Here is a 19,096-nt window from a genome sequence, read left to right as displayed (position 1 = left end):
CACACTTCCACGGCATCCCGGCCGGAGGAACCACCCCTCCTCCGAAAAATTGTCCCGAAATCACTTTCCGCGAGGTCTTGCCATGACCATCAACCCCAAGACGACCGCCGCCATCGGCGATCACCCGCTCCACCCGATGCTCATCCCCTTCCCCGTCGCATGCCTGGTCGGCGCGCCCATTGCGGACTTCGCCTTCATCGCAACCGGCGACAATTTCTGGGCCAGGGCCGCGATGTGGCTGATCGGCGCCGGCATCGTCACGGCGCTCGTCGCGGCCGCGGCCGGCTTTACCGACTTCTTCAGCGAGCCGCGCATCCGCCGCCTCAACGATGCCTGGTACCACATGGTCGGCAATCTCGCCGCGGTCGTGCTTGCCCTGGTCAATTTCTACCTGCGCTACGCGCAAGGCACGGAAGCCGCCGTCACGCCCTGGGGCGTGGTGCTGTCGCTGATCGTCGTCGGCATCCTCCTGTTCACGGGATGGAAGGGCTGGGAGATGGTCTACCGGCATCACGTCGCGGTGCTGGATGCGCCGGGCCAGACCAGCTCGGAGCCGGTCACGCCCCAGCACGGCGGCGAGAGCCGCCGCCACGCGGCCTGAAGCAACGGCAGGTCGCCGGGGAGACCTCGGCGACCATGCCTTGGCTGACCATGCCTTTGCTGACCATGCTTGGCTCTGGTCGGGCGCCCGCCACGCCGCTTGATGTGTTCGCGCCTCAAGCCGCCGACGCGGGCTCGGGGCAGTTGGTCAATCGTGCGGGATTTCCGACCGCGGTGCAGCCAAAGGGAACGTCGGAGGTCACGACCGTGTCGGCGCCGATCCTGGCGCGATCGCCAATCCGGACATCGCCCAAAATGGTCGCGCCCGCACCGATGAACACGCCACGGCCGATGCGCGGCGAGCGTGTCGGCAGCTCATTGCTGCGGCCGATGCTGACATTCTGGAGGATGGTGACCTCGTCGCCGATCACGACATTGGCGCTGATCACGATGCCGGTGGCATGATCGAGATAGACGGACGCGCCGATGCTGGCCGCCGGATGAATACTGACCTGCAGGACGTTCGACGCCTCGTTCTGAAACAGCAGCGCCGCATCGCGCTGGTCACGATGCCAGAGCCAGTTCGAGACGCGCCAGGCTTGCAGCGCGACATAGCCTTTGAAATGCAGCAGCGGCGCCAACAGGCCGGCGATCGCAGGATCGTTGTGCGCGATCGCCTGCAAGTCGCGGCCGGCCGCTTCGATCAGCTCCGGCGAAAAGTGAAAAGCCTCGCGGGAAAAGGCAGCGAAGCGCGCCTGCCCGGCGGGATTGCCGCCGAGCCTGCGCCCGATGAGATCGGCCAGAGCAGCCGCAAGACCGTCATGCGCGAGGACGGCCTCGGCGAGCGACCTGCCGAAGACCGGATCGGATGCAGCCGCACGCTGCGCCTCGCCGCGAATCTGCTGCCACAGACGATCGTTCGTCGCGGTCACAGCTGCCGTCATCGCCGCCTCCCGGTGTGGGGCTTCCTTCAGGCCTCAAACATAGTCCGCGCGCGCCCCTCCGCACCATGCCGCTGCGATCCGAGCAGCATGCCGCAGCTTTCCGTGAGGCTACGAGCTTGCATGCCAGGCATTCGCAACCATATAGTCTATTAAATCGTCGGCCGAAGCTGCCCTGGCCGGGATGTCCATGCAAAGCAGCTCGTTCAAGCCCCGCGGTGGTCCGCCATCCGCGGGTTTTTCGTACCCGGCGGCCCTCTCACTGCTGCCGACACGAACCCCGCATCACAATACCTGAGGTCACGCCAAGACATGTCGCCCAACGCGCCCGCCGACGACCACCACGACGACGTCATGTACCCCTCCGCCATACCGTTCGTGCTGGTCCATCTCGGCTGCTTTGCCGCCCTCTGGACAGGCGTCACCTGGCAGGCCCTGGCGATCTGCGGTTTATTGTACGTCGTGCGCATGTTTGCCATCGGAGCAGGCTACCACCGCTATTTCTCGCATAAGGCTTTTGCCACCGGCCGGGTTTTTCAGTTCGTTCTGGCCTGCCTTGCGCAAAGCACCGCGCAAAAGAGCGTGTTGTGGTGGGCCGCCAAGCATCGCCACCATCATCTGCATTCCGACACCGAGCTGGACGTGCATTCGCCACGTCAACGCGGCTTCCTGTACAGCCATCTCGGCTGGATCTTTTATCGCGAGCACGATGCGACCGACCTCGTCAAGGTCGGCGATCTCGCGGCCTATCCGGAGCTGATGTGGCTGCATCGGCTCGAGCTGCTGCCAGCCTTCGTGCTTGCGGCGCTCTGCTTCCTGGTTGCGGGATGGTCGGGCCTGGTCGTCGGCTTCCTCTGGAGCACGGTGCTGGTCTATCACGCCACGTTCTGCATCAATTCGCTCGCCCATGTGCATGGACGCAAGCGCTACGTGACGGGCGATGATTCCCGCAACAACTGGCTGCTGGCGCTGTTCACCCTGGGTGAAGGCTGGCACAACAATCACCACGCCTACCAGAGCAGCGTGCGTCAGGGCTTCCGCTGGTGGGAGATCGACGTCACCTATTACGTCCTCAAGGTGCTGTCCTGGCTCGGAATCGTCTGGAACATGAAAGCGCCGCCCGAACAGGTGCTGCGCAACGAGCAGCCGCTCGGCGCCCGGGTCATCAATCGGGCGGCCATCGAGCTCGCCGAACGGTTCGATGCCCAGAAGCTGGCGCATGCGATCTCCTCGGCCCGGCGTCGGGCCGATCTCGCCCAGCTGCAACTGCCGACGCTGCACGACATCCTCAATCGCGCGCATGACGGCGTGGACGCGCTGACACATCTGCATCTGCCGAAGATACCGACCCGCGAAGAGTTTCTCGCCGAGGCCAAGGCGATCTTCGCGCGAACACGATCGCTCAACGAGATCGTGGATCACGCCTACGCGCACTTCCTGGCATCGGTTCACGCCCAGCTTGTGACAGTGCGCTGAACGCTCGGGGGTCATGCGCCTTCTATCAAACGGATCGGGGCCCGTGCCCACGCTCCCCGAAGCCAAACCGCCCGCCTGCGGGGTGCGCAGACGGGCGGCTCGGGGCCATCAGGACTTTGGGGGCATGCGCCTGAAGGCTTTGAGAGGTGTCAGGCCTTGAAGGTCAGCCCTGCTGCTGGTCAGTCGGCGGCGGGGTCGGACGCGTCTTGTGCTGCGCCATGAACTGGTCGAACTCTTCCTTGTCCTTGGCGTGACGCAGACGGTCGAGGAAGTTCCTGAACTCGACCTGCTCTTCCTCGAGCCGGCGCAGCGTTTCCGAGCGGTACTCGTCGAAGGCGCGGTTGCCGGAGGACGGCGGGCCGAAGCCAAAGCCGAAGCCGCTGCGCTCCATGCGGCCGCGCATGCGGTCCATCTTGTACTGCATCCGCTCCATCTTGCTCTGCCAGCGATCCTGGTTGCTCCAGCACGACATTCTTCTGCTCCCGAGTGTGAAAAAAGAGAAGGGCAAGTCCGATCGGCCACCAGATGATGAAGCCGAGGATGGTCACGGCGATCCAGCCGGGATGCCAGGGCGTGTCCAGCATCCGGGGGCGCTCGTATTGTTGGTATTGATCCGAGGGGCCGCGCCATCGATTGACATCAGCGGTGTAGGCCATTTCCCATCTCCATCACGGCACCTGCGCCGTTGTGAATGTAAATAACATTTACATAGCTAGACCATCCGGCGATTTTGTCAAGCTGGGCGCCAGACACGCCCGCGTGATTATTGCGTCACCTTATTTCGGCTTGCCCCAAGGGCCCCCGGCGGCACTCCGGAACCGGAGGATGCCTCCGGTGGCACCGGCGGCGGCTCGGCGCCTTTCGCCGGCGGGCGGCGATCCGTCGGGAAGCCGAGACCGCGCAGATAGATCAGCACCTCGGCCTCGAGCAGCTCGTCCGGAGACATCGGCAGTTTTCGCCGCGCCGCGTCGCCGCGGGAGAACAGCGAAGCCACGCCATGCGCCATGGTCCAGATGTGCAGCGCCATCATCATCGCCGGCGGCCGCGGCATGCCGGGCGGCGCAAGCGCTGCAAGCCGCTCGGCCGCGGCGCGAATGATGTTGAAAGCGCGTTCGCTCGCGGCCTGCAGCGCCGGATTGGCATCGACCGGCAGACCGGACTCGAACATCGCGTTGTAGAAGGCCGGCTCCTCACGGGCGAAGGCGAGATAGGCCTTGCCGACGCGTTCGAACGCGGTGACTGTGTCGGGACGCCCGTCGTCCCAGGCCGCGGTCAGCCGCGCCTCGAATTGCTCGAAGCCGCGCTGGGCAATCGAGGACAGCAGCTCGTCACGGTCGCGGAAATGCCGGTAGGGCGCCGCCGCGCTGACGCCGGCCATGCGTGCGGCATCGGCAAAGGTGAAGCCGGCCGCGCCCTTCTCGGCGATCAGCCCGAGAGCGGCCTGCAACAGGGCCTCCTTGAGGTTGCCATGGTGATAGCCGCGCTCGGCGCGGCGCTGTTCCTTGCGCCAGCTCATGTGAACGAGCTTTACATGAGGCGGGCGTCAAGGTCACTAGCGGCGGCCGAGTTTGATTAACCCGTATTCTCCGCAGTCATTCCGGGGCGATGCGCCAGCATCGAACCCCGGTGCGGCTTGCGCACCTGAGAATCTCGAGATTCCGGGTTCGGTCCTGCGGACCGCCCCGGAATGACGATTCACTCGAACCTACATCTGCGGAACCGGCAAGACAGGCATGACCTCGATCGCCTCGCCCGGGAAGATCGTAAAGTGCGGATGGTTCTCGAACAGCTTGGCAGCTTCCTCCTGCGAGGCAGCGCGCACCACGGTAAAGCCGGTCAGTGCGTTGCTGATCTCGGTGATGCCGCTTCTGTCGATCCTGCGGGTCTTGCCGAGCGGGCCGCCGAGCTCGACGATGACGTCCTTGTGCTTCTCGACCCAGCCGTGCCAGGCGGCCATGCCCTCGCGCTCTTTAGCCTTCCGTTCGGCCTCGGGCATCGCGTGCCAGGCCTTCATCCTTTCGCCGCTCATGCTGCCGAGATAGACGGCGAGGAATTTGTGTTCGGTGCTCATCGGTCTCTCCTTTGGTGATTTGTTGATGACAGCCGCGATCTGATCGCGACCAGCGCCGCTATGCCTTCAGGTCGCCGAAACCGGCCGCGGCGGCCTGCACGTCGGGCGGAAAGTCGGCCAGCTCCTGCACCTGCCGGATCTCGATGATTTCGTTCGGCGAGGCCGGGCACTGCTTTGCCCAGGCAATCGCCTCGGCCCGCGAGGCAACCTCGATCATCCAATATCCGCCCAAAACTTCCTTGGCCTCAGCGAATGGGCCGTCGGTGACAATGGGCTTGCCGGTCGCAAACGAAACCCGTGCGCCCATTGACGGCGGATGCAGGCCGTCGAGCGTGATCAGCACGCCTGCGTCCTTCAGCGCCTCGTTGTAGCGCATCATCGCCGCGACCCGCTCGGGATCGAGCTGGACGTCCGGCGGCGCGGTTTCGTAACCGAGCGGGATCATCAGCATCATGAATCGCATGGAATGTCCTTACGCTTCTTCGTCATTTCCGGAGGCGCCGAAAGGGGCCGCGCTCCCCTGCAAGACGAACGATCTCTGCCGGAACCGACACCGGGACAGGAATTATTTTCGGCGGCCAGGTTCCTCCTCGAGGCCAAAGCGAAGTAAAAGGAGCGCGCGCTCGCGACCATTTTTCGACAAAGGACCGATCAGCCGATGCCCCCTGCCCCGCACAAAGTCGCCCTCGTCACCGGAGCCGCGCGCGGCATCGGGCTCGCGACCGCGAAGAAGTTTCTCGCCGAGGGTTGGCGTGTGGCGCTGCTCGACATCGAGGGCGAGCTGCTCGGCCGGGCGGTCGTCGAGATCGACCAAGGCGCGGCGACGCTGGCGCTGACCTGCGACGTCTCGGACGCGGCCGCAGTGAGCGATGCGATGGCGGCGGTTGAGCGCCGGTTCGGCCGGCTCGATGCGCTCGTCAACAATGCCGGCATCGCGGTGTTCGCGCCGCTGATGGAGACATCCGAGACCGATTGGCGCCGCGTCCTCGAGGTCAACCTCACCGGCCCCTTCCTCTGCACCAAGGCGGCCGTGCCCTTGATGCGCGAGGGCCATGGCGGGGCCATCGTCAACATCACCTCGATCTCGGCGGTGCGCGCCTCGACGCTGCGCTCGGCCTACGGCACCAGCAAGGCCGGGCTCGCGCATCTGACCAAGCAGCTCGCGGTCGAGCTTGCCTCTCTCAACATCCGCGTCAACGCAGTCGCGCCGGGGCCGGTCGACACGGCGATGGCCAAGCAGGTGCATACCAAGGAGATCCGCGCCGACTATCACGACGCCATTCCGCTCAACCGCTACGGCCTGGAGGACGAGCTTGCGGAAGCGATCTACTTCCTGTGCTCGGCAAGTGCGAGCTACATCACCGGCCAAATTTTGGCCGTCGATGGCGGCTTCGATGCAGCCGGCATCGGCCTGCCGACGCTGCGCGGTCAGAGGCGGAACGGCTAGGAAATCTAGGGTGGGTTAGCACTGCGGGCCGCGCAAAGCGCGGGCCGTTGGGCGTAACCCACCTCTTCTCACGTGGCGTCCAAGATGGTGGGTTACGCCGAGCCATTGCGCGTCGCGCAATCGCTCAGCTAACCCACCCTACAAATCGAGTTGGTGGAGATTTCATGCGACGTATCACCTGCCTCAAAGCCGTGATGCTTGCAGCCACGCTGCTCGCCTCTACGCCCGCCGCCGCGGAAATCCGCATCATCCAGTCGCCGGGCGGACAAGTGGGGCCGTTCCTCGACTTGTTCGAGAAGGTGCGCGAGAGCGGCGAGCGCGTGGTGATCGACGGCCCTTGCCTGTCTGCCTGCACACTGGTGCTGAGCATCGTGCCGGAAGAGCGCATTTGCGTCACCAGGCGCGCCGTGCTCGGCTTTCATGCGGCACGTTCGGTCGACCGGCGCGGGCGCCTTTATGCCGAACCGGAAGCATCGGTCGCGGTGCTTGCCGCCTATCCCGGCCCGGTTCGCGACTGGATCAGCCGCCGCGGCGGCCTCAGCTCGCGATTGCTTCTGCTCAAGGGCCGTGATCTCGCCGCGATTTATCCGCGCTGCCGCTGACGAATTCGCCATGAGTTCTTATGTGAACCGCGTCACATCAAGGGCATCTGGCGTAGCTGGCCCGAAGCCATACGGCAGGTTCCCTGTGCCGCACCCAATGTGCGCACCGGGTCTCTGCGCCATCGCGCTTTGGCTGCCTTCAATAAAGAGTCTGAATCACCGGCACCAGCTTCATGCTGACGCAGATAAGCATTCCCCACAGGGCAAAATTGATCTGTAGCGCCGCCGCCATCGGTCGCTCCCCTTCAAGTGACGTCCACCCCGGTTTTTAGATTTTATGAATCACCAATAGCGATTCTGACGTGCAGATTACAGCCCAATATTGCGTCAATTGTTGTGCGATGCAGTCCGCATGGTTTCACGAAGCAGCCTCACTGCTCCCGCAATGTAATGCGAATCGTGAGTTCATTGCTCGGCCATGCCGGCCAACTCGTTTGCCTTAGTTCCATTTGACCGACGCTGTGCAAGTTTCCTGTGCGGGGCTTGCGCATTGCGCGGCGAAATTTGGGTCCGGCATTGATGCGAAACGGCTTCATCTTGCTCACCTTCTGCGCAGCGCTGCTGGGATGTGCAGTCGCGCCGGCGCAGGAGCGTCGCCCGATCGCGTGGGATGGCCTCGGCCAAGATCCCAACAAGAGCCCGAGACGCCTTCATACCGCGAAGCCGCGCGCCACAAATCCCGCGCCCGCGGCAAGCGATCCCAATCAGGAGCGGCAACGTGTGCTCGACACCCTGCGGCCATACTCCGAGGCATGGTGGGCGGTTCACGACGAGATCGAAGCGGAGAACGACAGGCAGCTCGGCACCAAGCTCGTGATCTGCCCCCGCTGTGTTCAGCCGCGGCAGGACGAAGACGTGACCGGATCGACCCGCTGAGCGAGCTCACGACAGGCCCGAGCATGACGGACCCGTGCATCCCCTCTCCCGCAGAGATGGAGAGAGGGGATCGCGGCTCAACCGATCATGCATGCGGTCGCGCGCGTCACATTTCTTCCGGACAATTCACCATCCAGGGAATGCCGAACTTGTCGACGCACATGCCGAAGCCCTTGGCCCAGAAGGTCTTGCTGAACGGCATGGTGACGGAGCCGCCCTCGGCGAGCGCGTTGAACTTGCGCTCGCCATCGGCGGGATCCTTGACCGTGAACGAGATCGAAAAGCCTTGCGGCTTGCTGAAATGCTCCGGCGGCACGTCGGAGGCCATCAGCACGCTGCCGTCGGGCAGCGACATTCGCGCATGCATGATCATCTTCTCGCGGCCGGGCGCGGCGGGTACGTCCGGGGGCGCGTCCAACGAGCGCATCATCGCGTCGATCTTGCCGCCGAGAACCTTGGCGTAATGATTGAACGCCGCTTCGCAAGTGTCCTGATAGAACAGATACGGATTGAGCATCGTTTCTCTCCTCTTCGTTTTGCGGTGAGGACTAGTGCTTCTCGGTCAGCTTCTTCAGGCTGGCGAGACCGGCCTCGAAATCCTTGCCGATCATGCTGTCCATGTTGATGAAGACCTGCATGATCTTGGACATGAACGGAGCCGGACCGTACATCGCCCATGTGACCAGAGTGGCATCGCCTTGCGGCACAAAGGTGAACTCGGCGGTATTGTGCCCTTCGAACGGCCGCTCGAAGTCGAGCTTGATGCGAAGCTTGGACGGCCCGTTCGCCTCGAGGATCTCCATGCGGCCGGCGCCGACATTGTTGTTGCCGTCCCAGGCATAGGTCGCGCCCTTGCCTTCCGCGGCTCCACCGAAACTGCGCTTCATGGCGGGGTCGCGGTTCTCATAGGGAGACCAGCCGGTCCAGCGGCGGAAATCGGCGACCTGCGGATAGATCGCACCGGCCGGCGCCTTCACCGCGAGGCTGCGCTCGACACGGAAGGTGTCGGGTTTTGTCAGCGCGAAGACGACGACACCCGCAAGTCCGACGACGAGCAGGATGGCGATGATGGCAATGGCTTTCAGCATGAGGGGCTCCCGATGATACGGGCAAAGGACGAACGCGAACGGCGAGGGCCGACAATCAACTGAACGTTTTTTGATCGTCATTCCGGGGCGGTCCGAAGGACCGAACCCGGAATGACGAGATTCCGGTCTGGTCCTTCGGACCATCTCGGAATGACGCGTCGCGCGTCATTTCGCCCTGGCGTTTTCCTTTGCCTTCGGCTGGCTGTCCCGGATCAGGCGATCGAGATGCATGCGGATATGGGCGGCTTCCGCCGACGTGTTGGCCAGCGCAATGGCGCGGTCGAAGGCGATGCGGGCTTCGTCGTTGCGGCCGAGCTGCATCAGGAAGGCGCCGCGCACGCCGTAGAAATGGAAGTAATTGGCGAGCTTCGGAGCCAGCGGCTCGATCAGATCGAGCGCGGCTTGCGGCCCCCGCACCTTGGAGACCGCGACCGCGCGGTTGAGGGTGACCACGGGAGAGGGCTGCACGACTTCGAGCGCGCCGTAGAGCAGGTCGATCTGCGCCCAGTCGGTCTGCTCCGGTGCCGACGCGCGGGCATGCAGCGCGGCGATCGCGGCCTGGATCTGGTAGGGCCCGCTGCGGCGATGGCGCATCGCCTTGTCGATCAAGGCAAGCCCCTCCGCGATCATGGTGCCGTTCCACAATGAACGGTCCTGATCGTCCAGCAGGATCAGCGTGCCATCCCCGGCGAAGCGCGCGGCGCTGCGTGCATGCTGCAGCAGGATGAGCGCGGTCAGCCCCATGATCTCCGGCTCACTCGGAAACAGCCGCAGCAGCAGCCGTGCCAGCCGGATCGCCTCCTCGCAGAGCGGCTTTCTGATCTCGGCGGTGTCGCCGCTCGCCGAATAGCCCTCATTGAAGATCAAATAGATCATCGCCGCAACGCCAGCGAGGCGCTCGGAGCGCTCGACCGCGCCGGGCGCCTCGAACGGCGTCCCCGCCTCGGCGACCTTCGCCTTGGCACGGGTTATGCGCTGCTCCATCGCCGCCTCCGAGACCAGGAAGGCGCGCGCGATCTGCTTCACGGTAAGGCCCGAGACGATGCGCAGCGCCAGCGCGATCTGCTGCGTCGCCGGCAATTGCGGATGGCAGCAGATGAACATCAGCCGCAGGATGTCGTCGCGGTAGTGCGAGCCGTCGAGCCGCTCGGCCAGCGCACCTTCGGCGTCGTCGAGATCGGAGATCGCCTGGTCGTCCTCCGGCAGCGGCTGCTGCCTGCGCGTGCGTCGCACCTCGTCGATGGCGACGTTGCGGCCGACCATGATCAGCCAGGCCGCAGGATCGCGCGGCGGACCATTCTGCGGCCAGGTCTTCAGCGCGCGCAGACACGCGTTCTGGAAGGCCTCATCGGCCGTATCGAGGTCGCGGAAATAGCGCAGCAGCGCGCCGACCGCCTGGGGGCGCGCCGAGGTCAGCGCAGTCTCGATCCAGGCGGTGTCGGCCTCGCTCACGTCAGGTTTCCTCCGGGCCGGAACACGCCGACGGGGCGCACCTCATAGGCACCGCCCGGATTGGCGGCGCCGAGATCGCGCGCGACGTCGAGGGCTTCGTCGAGATTCTTGCAATCGACGATGTAGAAGCCGAGCAGCTGCTCCTTGGTCTCGGCATAGGGGCCGTCGAGCACCAAGGGCGGGTCCTCCTTGCGCAGGGTCGCCGCCGCCGTGGTCGGCAGCAGCCGCGCCACGGGCCCGAGCCGGCCTTGGCTCGTGAGCTTCTCCTGCACCACCGCAAGCTTCTTCATCACGGCCTCGTCCTGCTCCTTGCTCCAGGAGCCGACGAAGTCCTCATCGTGATAGCAAAGGATGGCATAGAGCATGGGCGGCACTTTCCTCTCTGTTCTGAAGACGCGCCAATATGCCCCGCCCCGACAGGACTGCGGAAAAAATTTGCAAGAAAAATCCGGCAGATCGTGGCAAGGAGGGCCTTCTTCAGCGGAACCTCGACGAGGCACTTCGAATGACCATGGGCACACTGGCCGTCCTGATCAATAGCGCGCAGCAGAACTGGCTGCCGGAGCGCTGGAAGGCCCGGTTCGACGCGGTCTGCGGCGGCCGCCGCGTGGTGCTGCTGCCGGATGCCGGGCTCGATCCGGCCGAGGTGCACTATGCCGCGGTGTGGAAGCCGGTGCCGGGCGATCTGGCCTCCTTCACCAATCTGCGCGCGATCTTCAATCTCGGCGCCGGCGTCGACGCGCTGATGGCGGACAAGAGCCTGCCTGACGTGCCGCTGGTCCGCGTCGCGGTGCCCGACCTCACCAACCGCATGACCGAATATGTCGTGCTGCACGTGCTGATGCACCACCGCCAGGAGCTTTATCTCAGGCAATCGCAGCGCGAGAAGCGCTGGGAGCCGAAATATCAGTGGCCGGCGAGCGCCGTGACGGTCGGCGTCATGGGGCTGGGAACGCTGGGAGCCGACGCTGCCGACGTGCTGCGGCGGCTCGGCTTCCGTGTCGCCGGCTGGAGCCGCAGCCCGCGCACGATCGACGGTGTCGAATGTTTCCATGGCGCCGCGCAGATCGAGGCCTTCCTGCGCAAGACCGACATCCTGGTCTGCCTGCTGCCGCTGACGCCGGAGACGCACGGAATCCTCAACCGCAACGCTTTCGCAAAGCTCAACCGCAACAGCCCGCTCGGCGCGCCCGTGCTGATCAATGCCGGCCGCGGCGGCTTGCAGAACGAAGCCGACATCCTGGCCTGCCTCGACGACGGCACGCTGGGCGCCGCCTCGCTCGACGTCTTCGTGCAGGAGCCGCTGGCAGCGGATAGCCGGTTCTGGACCCACCCCAAGGTGGTGCTGACGCCGCACAACGCAGCCGACACCGATGCGGACGCGATCTCGGCCTATGTCGCCGAGCAGATCGGACGGTTCGAGGCGGGCGGTGCGCTGGAGAACGTGGTGGACCGGGCGCGGGGATATTAGGCCTCGCTAGCTCCTCCCTGGGGCTATGGGTCCCCGCCCTCCGTGCGCAATTGCGCACTAGGCGGGGATGACACCGTTGGCTGGGCTGGCAGCCCGGGCCATCCCAACGATCTCCTTACAACCACCGCGTTCGGCCGGTATCCTGTTCACCCTCTCTTAGCGAGACGTTGATAAGCGTCGTTAACCAACGCTACAGCGAGTCGGACATGCGCACGAGTCTTGCCCTTGCGGTGACGGCGGCGGCGACGGCCCTGTTTGCCGTGCTTGGAGCGATGTGGATCATCGCTGGGATCATCGACCGCGCCGATCAGCGCGAGCTGCGCAGCCATTATGATGCCCTTCAGTCGCGCATGGCCGAGGAATCCCCCCGCGCCGCCGCCATGAGCGCCGTCGTGGCCGCGATGCCGGCGACGCAGGAGGCGATGGCCAAACAGGACCGCAACGCCCTGGTCGGCCTGTTCGGGCCGGTGTTTGCCGCCACCAAATCCGAGTACGGCGTCGATCAGTTCCAGTTTCATGTGGCGCCGGCGACATCGTTCCTGCGCGTGCATCAGCCGGCCAAATTCGGCGACGACCTCTCCGGCTTCCGCAAGACCGTTCTGCTCGCCAATCAGGAGCATAAGGTCGTAGTCGGGCTCGAAGGCGGCGTCGCCGGGCTTGGCATCCGCGGAGTGGTGCCGATCGCGCAAGGGGGCAAGCATCTCGGCACGGTCGAATTCGGCCTGAGCTTCGGCCAGTCCTTCCTCGATGATTTCAAGGCGAACCGCCACGTCGACGTCGCCTTCCATCTTGCCGACGGCTCCGGCTTCAAATTGTTCGGCGGCACGCTGAAGGGCAAGAGCTTCTTCGACGCGGCCGATTATGGCCGCGCCGCCGCAGGCGACTTCACCGTGAGGCAGGCCAAGCTCGACAACACGCCGGTCGCGGCGCTGCTTGGGCCGATCAAGGACTTCTCCGGAAAGCCGCTCGGCGCCGTCGAGCTGGTGATGGACAACGCCGATTACGAAGCTTCGGCCGACCGCGCCTGGCTGCTCGCCATCGGCATCGCCGCGCTCGGCCTCGTGCTGGCGGCGATCGTCGGCTATCTCATTGCCCGCGGCATCTCGCGTCCAATCCTCTCCATCACCTCCGTCATGCGCGAGCTTGCGGACGGGCGCCTCGATGTCGCCGTTCCCGCCAGCAAGGCGAATGACGAGGTCGGCGCAATGGTGAAGGCGGTCACGGTGTTCCGCGACAATGCCGTGAGATTCAACGAGCTCCAGGCCGAGCAGATGGAAGCCAAGGCGTCGTCGGAAGCAGAGAAGCGGCGCGCCTTCGCCGCGCTTGCCGACAATTTCGAGGCCAGCATCCGCGACGTCGTCACCACGGTGTCCTCGGCTGCGGTCGAGATGGAGCATACGGCGCGCTCGATGTCGGCCATCGTCGAGCAGTCCCGGCAGCAGACGCGCGCGGTGTCGTCGGCCTCGGCGCTGGCCTCGGAGAATGTGCAGACGGTCGCGGCCGCGGCGGAAGAATTGTCCTCGTCGATGACCGAGATCAGCCGCCGCCTCGCCCACGCGACCGAGGTGGTCGGCAAGGCCGCCAGCGACGGTCGGCAGTCGAATGCACGCGTGCAGAGCCTGGCCGAAGCCGCACAGAAGATCGGCGACGTCGTCTCCTTCATCAACGGCATCGCCGGCCAGACCAATCTGCTCGCATTGAACGCAACGATCGAGGCCGCGCGGGCAGGCGAGGCCGGCCGCGGCTTTGCCGTGGTCGCTTCCGAGGTCAAGGCGCTGGCGACGCAGACGGCGAAGGCGACCGAGGAGATCGGCGCTCAGGTCACCGCGGTGCAGGGCGAAACATCAGGCGCGGTGGATGGCATCCAGTCGATCTGCGCGACGATACAGCAGGTCGACGAGATCTCGGCCGCGATTGCCGCTGCCGTCGGCCAGCAGGGCACGGCGACGCAGGAGATCGCTCAGAACGTCCAGCAGGCCGCCGCCCGTACCGGCGAGGTCTCGCAGAACATTGCGGGCGTCACCGACGGCATCGCAGCCACCGGCACGGCGGCGGAGGACGTGCTGGGCTCGGCGATCGAGCTGTCGAAACAATCGCAGCGGCTGCGGGACGAGGTGGATCGCTTCCTCGCGCAAATCCGCGCGGCGTAGTCGACACGGGATCGCGCCACCTCCTCGCTGTCGTCCCCGAAGGCGGGGACCCATAATCACAGGGAGTGGTTGTAGCCCTAATTGGTAACTCCGAGTCCTCGCCAGACTCCTGCTGCGGCGTATAGGTCCCCGCGCGCCTTTTGGGCGCGCTTGTCCGGGACGACAGCTCACGGCTTGGGCCCCACCATCAGATCGATCGCGCCCTTGACGATGGCCTCCAGCTCCTTGCGCGAGACGCGTGCACGGGAGCGGATGGCGATGCTGTGGACGGTGGCTGATGCGATCTGTGCCAGCACGAGCGGATCGGCATTCTCCGGCAGCTCGCCCTTCTCCTTGGCGCGGCGGAAGCAGCTCGCAAAGGCCTTGTCGAGCTCGCTGAGCCCGTCGAGCACCATGGCGCGGATCTCGGGATCGCCGACGGCTTCCGACGCCGCCGTCACCACCGTGAAGCAGCCGCGCGGGCCGGTCTCGCCGGACAGATAGATATTCAGCGCCGAGGCGAAGATGCGCTCCAGCCGCTGGCGCACCGGCATTTCCTCGCGAAAGATCGCGGCCATGGATGCCCGCGCTTCCTCGCGGTAGCGCTGATAGCTCTTGATGTAGAGCTCCCGCTTGTCACCGAAGGCGCCATAGAGGCTCGGGCGGTTCATGCCGGTGGCCTCGCTCAAATCGTCGAGCGAGGTCGCGGCAAAGCCCTGTCTGCGGAACAGGTCGAGCGCCTTGCCGAGCGCGACGTCGGGCTCGTAGGCGCGCGGACGGCCGCGGCGCTTCGGCTCAGTGGCATCAATCGGCGGCTTTGATTTTTGTACCATCTCGCAAAATAATCCTTGACCGACCACATATTATGCAAGACAGTACAAAAATCAATCTGGCCAGGTTGAGCGAAACCTCAAGAATTGCCCAAGGAGGCTACAGATGGATCTCTATTTCTCGCCGCTCGCCTGCTCGATGGCGACCCGCGTCGCGCTGTACGAAGCCGGCGCCGAGGCGAACTATCTCGAGGTCGACCCGCCGACCAAGACCGTGCTGAGCGACGGCTCCGACTTCCGCACCGTCAATCCGATCGGCCTGGTGCCGACGCTGCGCACCGACGAGGGCGTGGTTCTGACCGAGAATGCGGCGATCCTGCAATACGTCGCCGACCGCTTCCCGCAATCCGGGCTCGGCGCCGCGGAGGGCATCGATCGCACGCGCCTGCATCAATGGCTTTGCTTCATCGGCACCGAGCTGCACAAGGGCCTGTTCATACCAGTGCTCGACCGCAAAGCGCCGCAGGAAGCCAAGGCCTATGCGCTGGAGAAGAATCTGTCGCGGCTCGACTATCTCGACAATTACCTGAAGGGGCGCGACTTCCTGCTCGATCATTTCAGCGTGGCTGACGCCTATCTCGTCACCGTCATCAACTGGACCATGGCGACGCCGCCGATCGAGCTGGCGAAGTGGCCGAACGTGAAGGCCTATTACGAGCGCCTGCGCCAGCGGCCCTCGGTCGCAAGAGCGATTGCGGAGGAGTTCGAACTGTACAAGGCCGAGCTGGCGCGCAAGAAGGCGGCGGCATAGGCCGGACCGAGCGCGGCATGGCCAGGCCGATCGAGACGTTGTCCCCGCGAGGCGGGGACAACGATTGCTTTGAGACTGCCGCTTTTTCCCGACGATCAGGAAGAGCTGCGTTGGTTCAGGCGGCCCGGACGCTGTCGAGAAAGCGGCCGACTTCCGTTCGCAGCCGATTGCTGTCGGTTGAAAGCGCTTGCGCGGCGCTGAGCACCTGCGTGGAGGCCGAGCCGGTTTCGGTCGCTCCACGCTGGACGTCAGCGATGTTCGAGGAGACCTGGTGCGTGCCTTGCGCAGCCTGCTGGACGTTGCGCGCGATCTCCTGGGTTGCCGCGCCCTGCTCCTCGACCGCCGCCGCGATGGTCGACGAGATCTCCGACAAGGACTTGATCGTGCTTCCGATCGTCTTGATGGCGTTGACCGAGTCCTGGGTCGCGCCCTGAATGCCGGAAATCTGCTGGGAGATTTCGCCGGTGGCCTTGGCGGTCTGCTCGGCCAGGGCCTTGACCTCGGAAGCGACGACGGCAAAGCCGCGGCCGGCCTCGCCGGCCCGCGCGGCCTCGATCGTTGCGTTCAATGCGAGCAGATTGGTCTGGCCTGCGATCGTGGTGATGAGCTCGACGACGTCGCCGATCCGCGCCGCAGCCTTGGAGAGCTCACCGATCTTTTGATCGGTGAGGCGTGCCTGCTCGACCGCCTCATTGGCCATCCGCGCGGATTCCTGGACCTGACGGCCGATCTCGTTGACGGAGGATGACAGTTCCTCCGTCGCGCTCGCGACGGATTGCACGTTGGTGGAGGCTTCCTCGGAAGCCGCCGCGACCATCGTTGCGAGCTTCTCTCCGTGCTCCGCGGTCGAGGTCAGCGTGTTCGCCGAGGCCTCCAGCTCCGTCGAGGCCGACGAGACGGTCTCGATGATCTCGCCCACCGCGCTTTCGAAGCTGCCGGCGAGCTTGTTCATCTCTATCTTGCGCTGGGCAGCCGCCCGCTTCTCGGTCGCCTTCAGCTCGTCGCGATCAAATCGAACGATGGCCTGCAAGGTCTGCAGATTTCGAAGAGCCACGCCGAGCTCGTCGTCTCGCTCGACGACGATGCGGTTGTCGAGCTTGCCGGCGTTGACGCTCAGCATCGCATCATTGAGCCGCTGCAGCGGACGCACGATAGCGCGAATGGTTTGCCGGCTCAGAAGCCCGGCTATGGCGACACTCAGAGCCAGCAGGGTGAGCGCAATACCGATCAGCCAACCGTATTCGTACGTGGCCGCATCATACTCCGCCTTGGCTTCCCTGACCTGAATGGCCACCAGCTTATCGAGATCAGCCTTGGCCGCGTCGTACAGTTCACGAGCTGGCCCCGCGAGGGCGGCAGCGAGCTCTACGTACTTCTGGTGCGCAAGAAGCGACAGCGCTGGCTTCAATCCCTTCTCGACATAGTTCATGCGCTTGGGGGTAAAGGAATCGGCGACCCCTTTTTCTTCCGGCGTCAGATAAGTCGCCATGTATTCGGCCCAGATCCTGCTGACCTTTTCCAGATTGGCGCTCACCCTGGCGGTGACCTCGCCGACGGGCTTTCCGGCTCCCCCGTTGGAGGCGGCCTCGAAGAGCAGGGCCGTATTATCCCTCATCCGGTCGTTGATCTCGAAGAGCTGCGCGAGCGGCACCGCCCGATCCTCGTAGATCGATTTCATCCTGACGTTGCTCTCGCGCGTGCCCAGCAGGCCAGCGCCTCCAATCCCGACGAGAAACAGCAACAGTGTTGCAGCAAGCGTAATCAGGCGCGCATTGAGCGTGCCGTTGAAGACGGAGAATCGATCAAGCAGCGAGCGGCGGCGGAGCACGCCCGCATCCAGCCTGTAGTCGTGTGGCTTGTTCTCGCGGATCATCTTATACACTTGCTCCGCCTCGGCGCGCTGGTCGGCGGGCAGCTTGGTGCGGATGGAGCTGTATCCGACGATCTGTCCGTTCTGCCGAATCGGAGAGGCGGTCGCGAGCACCCAGTAGAAGTCGCCGTTCTTGCGCCGGTTCTTCACGGCGCCCGACCAGGGCTTGCCCTGCTGGAGCGTGGCCCACAGATTTTCGAAGGCCGCGGAGGGCATATCCGGATGCCGGATAATGTTGTGAGGCTGCCCCATCAATTCGGCTTCAGAAAATCCGGAGGCTTCGACGAACTGATCGTTGAAGTAGGTCAGCTTCCCTTTCGTATCGGTGTGAGAAACGATGAGGGTATCGTCGGTAATTGGATATTCGATGGCCGTGACCGGAAGATTGGTCCGCATGGGAGCCTCCAAAATGGCATTCGCAAAAATCGAACCCGTAAACTTCAGGTAAGCCCCGAAGGATTTAATTTGCCTAAATTTCCCGAGCCATCGCACGGTGAAATGGCGCCACAACATGTTATTTTCGGCAAAAACGCATCCAGTGCGGGAGACCGCAGAAGCACAGCAACCGCTGGATGGTCGAGGTCCGTCTCGCAAAGTCACGCGCGTTCGCGATCGCGAGTCGCAACTCTGATCGCACCGACATTGCAGCCGCTTCTCGTTCGCAGCGAGCCGTACAGCACGCGCGGTAGAATCGTGAGAATGAACTGGGACTCCGTCATTGCGAGCGCAGCGACTTGTCCGCCGAAGCCTTGGCGAAGGCGGAAGCAATCCAGACTCTCTTGGCGGTGGGAGTCTGGATTGCTTCGTCGCAGGAGCTCCTCGCAATGACGGAGTGTGGGGCGATGACGTTGACTTAACACGCGTATCTCGTGTCCCGGACGCGCTGCAGCGTTCTTGCGCTGCTGCGCAGAGCCGGGACGCAGAGAGGCTGCGCGTTGCACTGACGCATGGGCCCCGGCATTGCGGTGCACCAGGTCGCACCGACGGTGCTTCGCATCGCCGGGGGCGCGCTGCGCTGCGTCCGGGGGCACGAGACCGCTGTTTGACGATGGACGTGGCTGCTCATCCTCGCGGCGCGTTTCGCCCGAGCTTTGCTGGCTTCTTCCGCCCCTTGTAAGCAAGGGCGCAGGGAAGGCCGGGCGCCGGCTGGCACCCGAAGTCCCGCGTGTGCTCGAGAACGCGCACGGGGGTGGACGACAGGTGTGGCCGGTCGCCCGGCCTTCCCTGCGCGATGGTTTTCACGGTGTCCTTCGTGCTCTCCCCGGGGAGCGTTGCACTATTGCCCCCGTCGCCATGCAGATGGCTGATGTGCGTGCCCGGTTGGGCCGCGAGCATCACCACATGACTTGACGCCAGAACCCCGGGCGTCAGGACCACACGACTTCTCCGTCCGCGCACATCCCCGTCCGCGTTCCCGACAGCTGGCGTGCGCTCACTGCCGAGACCGGCCAAAGGACGCTGTCAGCGCCGTGTCGTATCGCGCCTGTCGCTGCTCACGGTTTCCCGCCCTGCAAGCCCCATCGCGCGCCGACGCCGTCGCGGCCACCGCATC

The 19,096-nt window shown here is 64.7% G+C and carries 17 protein-coding genes and 2 pseudogenes; 8 read left to right on the top strand and 11 right to left on the bottom strand.

Annotation, left to right across the window (positions count from 1 at the left end; genetic code table 11):
* The first annotated feature begins 82 nt into the window (after positions 1 to 82).
* Positions 83 to 601, top strand: a complete 519-nt coding sequence (locus tag ACETMP_RS28700; protein WP_375158768.1) for a DUF2231 domain-containing protein — start codon at positions 83 to 85, stop codon at positions 599 to 601.
* A gap of 115 nt (positions 602 to 716) precedes the next feature.
* Here the strand turns inward: ACETMP_RS28700 and ACETMP_RS28695 are convergent, their stop codons facing one another.
* Positions 717 to 1,484 carry a serine acetyltransferase gene (locus tag ACETMP_RS28695; RefSeq protein ID WP_375158767.1) on the bottom strand — a complete coding sequence of 256 codons (768 nt, stop codon included), beginning with the start codon at positions 1,482 to 1,484 and terminating at the stop codon, positions 717 to 719.
* 309 nt (positions 1,485 to 1,793) lie between these two features.
* Here ACETMP_RS28695 and ACETMP_RS28690 point away from each other — a divergent pair, with 309 nt between their 5' ends.
* Positions 1,794 to 2,957: an acyl-CoA desaturase gene (locus ACETMP_RS28690; protein WP_375158766.1), complete on the top strand. Its 1,164-nt coding sequence runs from the start codon at positions 1,794 to 1,796 to the stop codon at positions 2,955 to 2,957.
* Positions 2,958 to 3,120: 163 nt separating this feature from the next.
* Here ACETMP_RS28690 and ACETMP_RS28685 read toward each other — a convergent pair.
* The 4 genes and pseudogenes from ACETMP_RS28685 to ACETMP_RS28670 form a co-directional block, all read right to left on the bottom strand.
* Positions 3,121 to 3,613, bottom strand: a pseudogene (locus ACETMP_RS28685) (DUF2852 domain-containing protein).
* A 120-nt stretch (positions 3,614 to 3,733) separates the two neighbouring features.
* A pseudogene (locus ACETMP_RS28680) lies at positions 3,734 to 4,473 on the bottom strand (TetR/AcrR family transcriptional regulator).
* Positions 4,474 to 4,662: 189 nt separating this feature from the next.
* Positions 4,663 to 5,028 (bottom strand): hypothetical protein, encoded by a 366-nt coding sequence (locus tag ACETMP_RS28675; RefSeq protein ID WP_375158765.1) that lies wholly within the window; start codon positions 5,026 to 5,028, stop codon positions 4,663 to 4,665.
* Between the two features lie 58 nt (positions 5,029 to 5,086).
* Complete coding sequence (locus ACETMP_RS28670) at positions 5,087 to 5,491, bottom strand: YciI family protein (protein WP_375158764.1); 405 nt, start codon at positions 5,489 to 5,491, stop codon at positions 5,087 to 5,089.
* Positions 5,492 to 5,686: 195 nt separating this feature from the next.
* On the opposite strand from ACETMP_RS28670, the gene ACETMP_RS28665 reads away from it, so the two are divergent.
* From ACETMP_RS28665 to ACETMP_RS28655, 3 genes are all read left to right on the top strand, one after another.
* Positions 5,687 to 6,475, top strand: coding sequence for an SDR family NAD(P)-dependent oxidoreductase (locus ACETMP_RS28665; protein ID WP_375158763.1), 789 nt, complete (start codon positions 5,687 to 5,689; stop codon positions 6,473 to 6,475).
* 164 nt (positions 6,476 to 6,639) lie between these two features.
* Entirely contained in the window at positions 6,640 to 7,077 is a 438-nt protein-coding gene (locus ACETMP_RS28660) for a hypothetical protein (RefSeq protein WP_028138409.1), read from the top strand.
* Positions 7,078 to 7,593: 516 nt separating this feature from the next.
* Positions 7,594 to 7,953 carry a hypothetical protein gene (locus ACETMP_RS28655; protein ID WP_375162015.1) on the top strand — a complete coding sequence of 120 codons (360 nt, stop codon included), beginning with the start codon at positions 7,594 to 7,596 and terminating at the stop codon, positions 7,951 to 7,953.
* Between the two features lie 106 nt (positions 7,954 to 8,059).
* Here the strand turns inward: ACETMP_RS28655 and ACETMP_RS28650 are convergent, their stop codons facing one another.
* From ACETMP_RS28650 to ACETMP_RS28635, 4 genes are all read right to left on the bottom strand, one after another.
* The gene (locus ACETMP_RS28650; RefSeq protein ID WP_375158762.1) at positions 8,060 to 8,470 is read right to left on the bottom strand and encodes a VOC family protein; all 411 of its coding nucleotides are present in this window, start codon (positions 8,468 to 8,470) and stop codon (positions 8,060 to 8,062) included.
* Positions 8,471 to 8,501: 31 nt separating this feature from the next.
* Positions 8,502 to 9,041 (bottom strand): SRPBCC family protein, encoded by a 540-nt coding sequence (locus tag ACETMP_RS28645; protein WP_375158761.1) that lies wholly within the window; start codon positions 9,039 to 9,041, stop codon positions 8,502 to 8,504.
* A 165-nt stretch (positions 9,042 to 9,206) separates the two neighbouring features.
* A complete protein-coding gene (locus ACETMP_RS28640) occupies positions 9,207 to 10,493 on the bottom strand; it encodes an RNA polymerase sigma factor (protein ID WP_375158760.1) in 1,287 nt (428 codons plus the stop codon).
* On the bottom strand, positions 10,490 to 10,858 hold the full coding sequence (locus ACETMP_RS28635) for a YciI family protein (RefSeq protein ID WP_028138414.1): 369 nt from the start codon (positions 10,856 to 10,858) through the stop codon (positions 10,490 to 10,492). The genes ACETMP_RS28640 and ACETMP_RS28635 overlap by 4 nt, the downstream gene beginning before the upstream one ends.
* 140 nt (positions 10,859 to 10,998) lie before the next feature.
* Here ACETMP_RS28635 and ACETMP_RS28630 point away from each other — a divergent pair, with 140 nt between their 5' ends.
* Positions 10,999 to 11,964 (top strand): 2-hydroxyacid dehydrogenase, encoded by a 966-nt coding sequence (locus ACETMP_RS28630; protein WP_375158759.1) that lies wholly within the window; start codon positions 10,999 to 11,001, stop codon positions 11,962 to 11,964.
* Between the two features lie 206 nt (positions 11,965 to 12,170).
* Positions 12,171 to 14,114 carry a cache domain-containing protein gene (locus ACETMP_RS28625; protein WP_375158758.1) on the top strand — a complete coding sequence of 648 codons (1,944 nt, stop codon included), beginning with the start codon at positions 12,171 to 12,173 and terminating at the stop codon, positions 14,112 to 14,114.
* Between the two features lie 167 nt (positions 14,115 to 14,281).
* Here ACETMP_RS28625 and ACETMP_RS28620 read toward each other — a convergent pair whose 3' ends face one another.
* The gene (locus tag ACETMP_RS28620; RefSeq protein ID WP_375158757.1) at positions 14,282 to 14,926 is read right to left on the bottom strand and encodes a TetR/AcrR family transcriptional regulator; all 645 of its coding nucleotides are present in this window, start codon (positions 14,924 to 14,926) and stop codon (positions 14,282 to 14,284) included.
* Positions 14,927 to 15,029: 103 nt separating this feature from the next.
* Here ACETMP_RS28620 and ACETMP_RS28615 point away from each other — a divergent pair, with 103 nt between their 5' ends.
* Positions 15,030 to 15,674 carry a glutathione binding-like protein gene (locus ACETMP_RS28615; RefSeq protein WP_375158756.1) on the top strand — a complete coding sequence of 215 codons (645 nt, stop codon included), beginning with the start codon at positions 15,030 to 15,032 and terminating at the stop codon, positions 15,672 to 15,674.
* A 115-nt stretch (positions 15,675 to 15,789) separates the two neighbouring features.
* On the opposite strand, the gene ACETMP_RS28610 is transcribed toward ACETMP_RS28615, so the two are convergent.
* On the bottom strand, positions 15,790 to 17,940 hold the full coding sequence (locus tag ACETMP_RS28610) for a methyl-accepting chemotaxis protein (RefSeq protein ID WP_375162014.1): 2,151 nt from the start codon (positions 17,938 to 17,940) through the stop codon (positions 15,790 to 15,792).
* Between the last annotated feature and the right edge of the window lie 1,156 nt (positions 17,941 to 19,096).

Origin of the sequence: Bradyrhizobium dasycarpum (genome assembly GCF_042019905.1) — a bacterium.
In the GTDB taxonomy this organism is placed as follows: domain Bacteria; phylum Pseudomonadota; class Alphaproteobacteria; order Rhizobiales; family Xanthobacteraceae; genus Bradyrhizobium; species Bradyrhizobium japonicum_B.
The sequence above is the reverse complement of the archived record's forward strand: the minus strand, read 5'-3'. Positions and strand labels throughout refer to the sequence as shown.

Bases quoted from the DNA above. Each gene is read 5' to 3' on its own strand.
- ACETMP_RS28675 (WP_375158765.1), bottom strand. From the start codon at position 5,028: ATGAGCACCGAACACAAATTCCTCGCCGTCTATCTCGGCAGCATGAGC.
- ACETMP_RS28645 (WP_375158761.1), bottom strand. From the start codon at position 9,041: ATGCTGAAAGCCATTGCCATCATCGCCATCCTGCTCGTCGTCGGACTT.
- ACETMP_RS28665 (WP_375158763.1), top strand. From the start codon at position 5,687: ATGCCCCCTGCCCCGCACAAAGTCGCCCTCGTCACCGGAGCCGCGCGC.
- ACETMP_RS28660 (WP_028138409.1), top strand. From the start codon at position 6,640: ATGCGACGTATCACCTGCCTCAAAGCCGTGATGCTTGCAGCCACGCTG.
- ACETMP_RS28620 (WP_375158757.1), bottom strand. From the start codon at position 14,926: ATGGTACAAAAATCAAAGCCGCCGATTGATGCCACTGAGCCGAAGCGC.
- ACETMP_RS28625 (WP_375158758.1), top strand. From the start codon at position 12,171: ATGCGCACGAGTCTTGCCCTTGCGGTGACGGCGGCGGCGACGGCCCTG.
- ACETMP_RS28695 (WP_375158767.1), bottom strand. From the start codon at position 1,484: ATGACGGCAGCTGTGACCGCGACGAACGATCGTCTGTGGCAGCAGATT.
- ACETMP_RS28635 (WP_028138414.1), bottom strand. From the start codon at position 10,858: ATGCTCTATGCCATCCTTTGCTATCACGATGAGGACTTCGTCGGCTCC.
- ACETMP_RS28690 (WP_375158766.1), top strand. From the start codon at position 1,794: ATGTCGCCCAACGCGCCCGCCGACGACCACCACGACGACGTCATGTAC.
- ACETMP_RS28700 (WP_375158768.1), top strand. From the start codon at position 83: ATGACCATCAACCCCAAGACGACCGCCGCCATCGGCGATCACCCGCTC.
- ACETMP_RS28670 (WP_375158764.1), bottom strand. From the start codon at position 5,491: ATGCGATTCATGATGCTGATGATCCCGCTCGGTTACGAAACCGCGCCG.
- ACETMP_RS28650 (WP_375158762.1), bottom strand. From the start codon at position 8,470: ATGCTCAATCCGTATCTGTTCTATCAGGACACTTGCGAAGCGGCGTTC.
- ACETMP_RS28630 (WP_375158759.1), top strand. From the start codon at position 10,999: ATGACCATGGGCACACTGGCCGTCCTGATCAATAGCGCGCAGCAGAAC.
- ACETMP_RS28615 (WP_375158756.1), top strand. From the start codon at position 15,030: ATGGATCTCTATTTCTCGCCGCTCGCCTGCTCGATGGCGACCCGCGTC.
- ACETMP_RS28610 (WP_375162014.1), bottom strand. From the start codon at position 17,940: ATGCGGACCAATCTTCCGGTCACGGCCATCGAATATCCAATTACCGAC.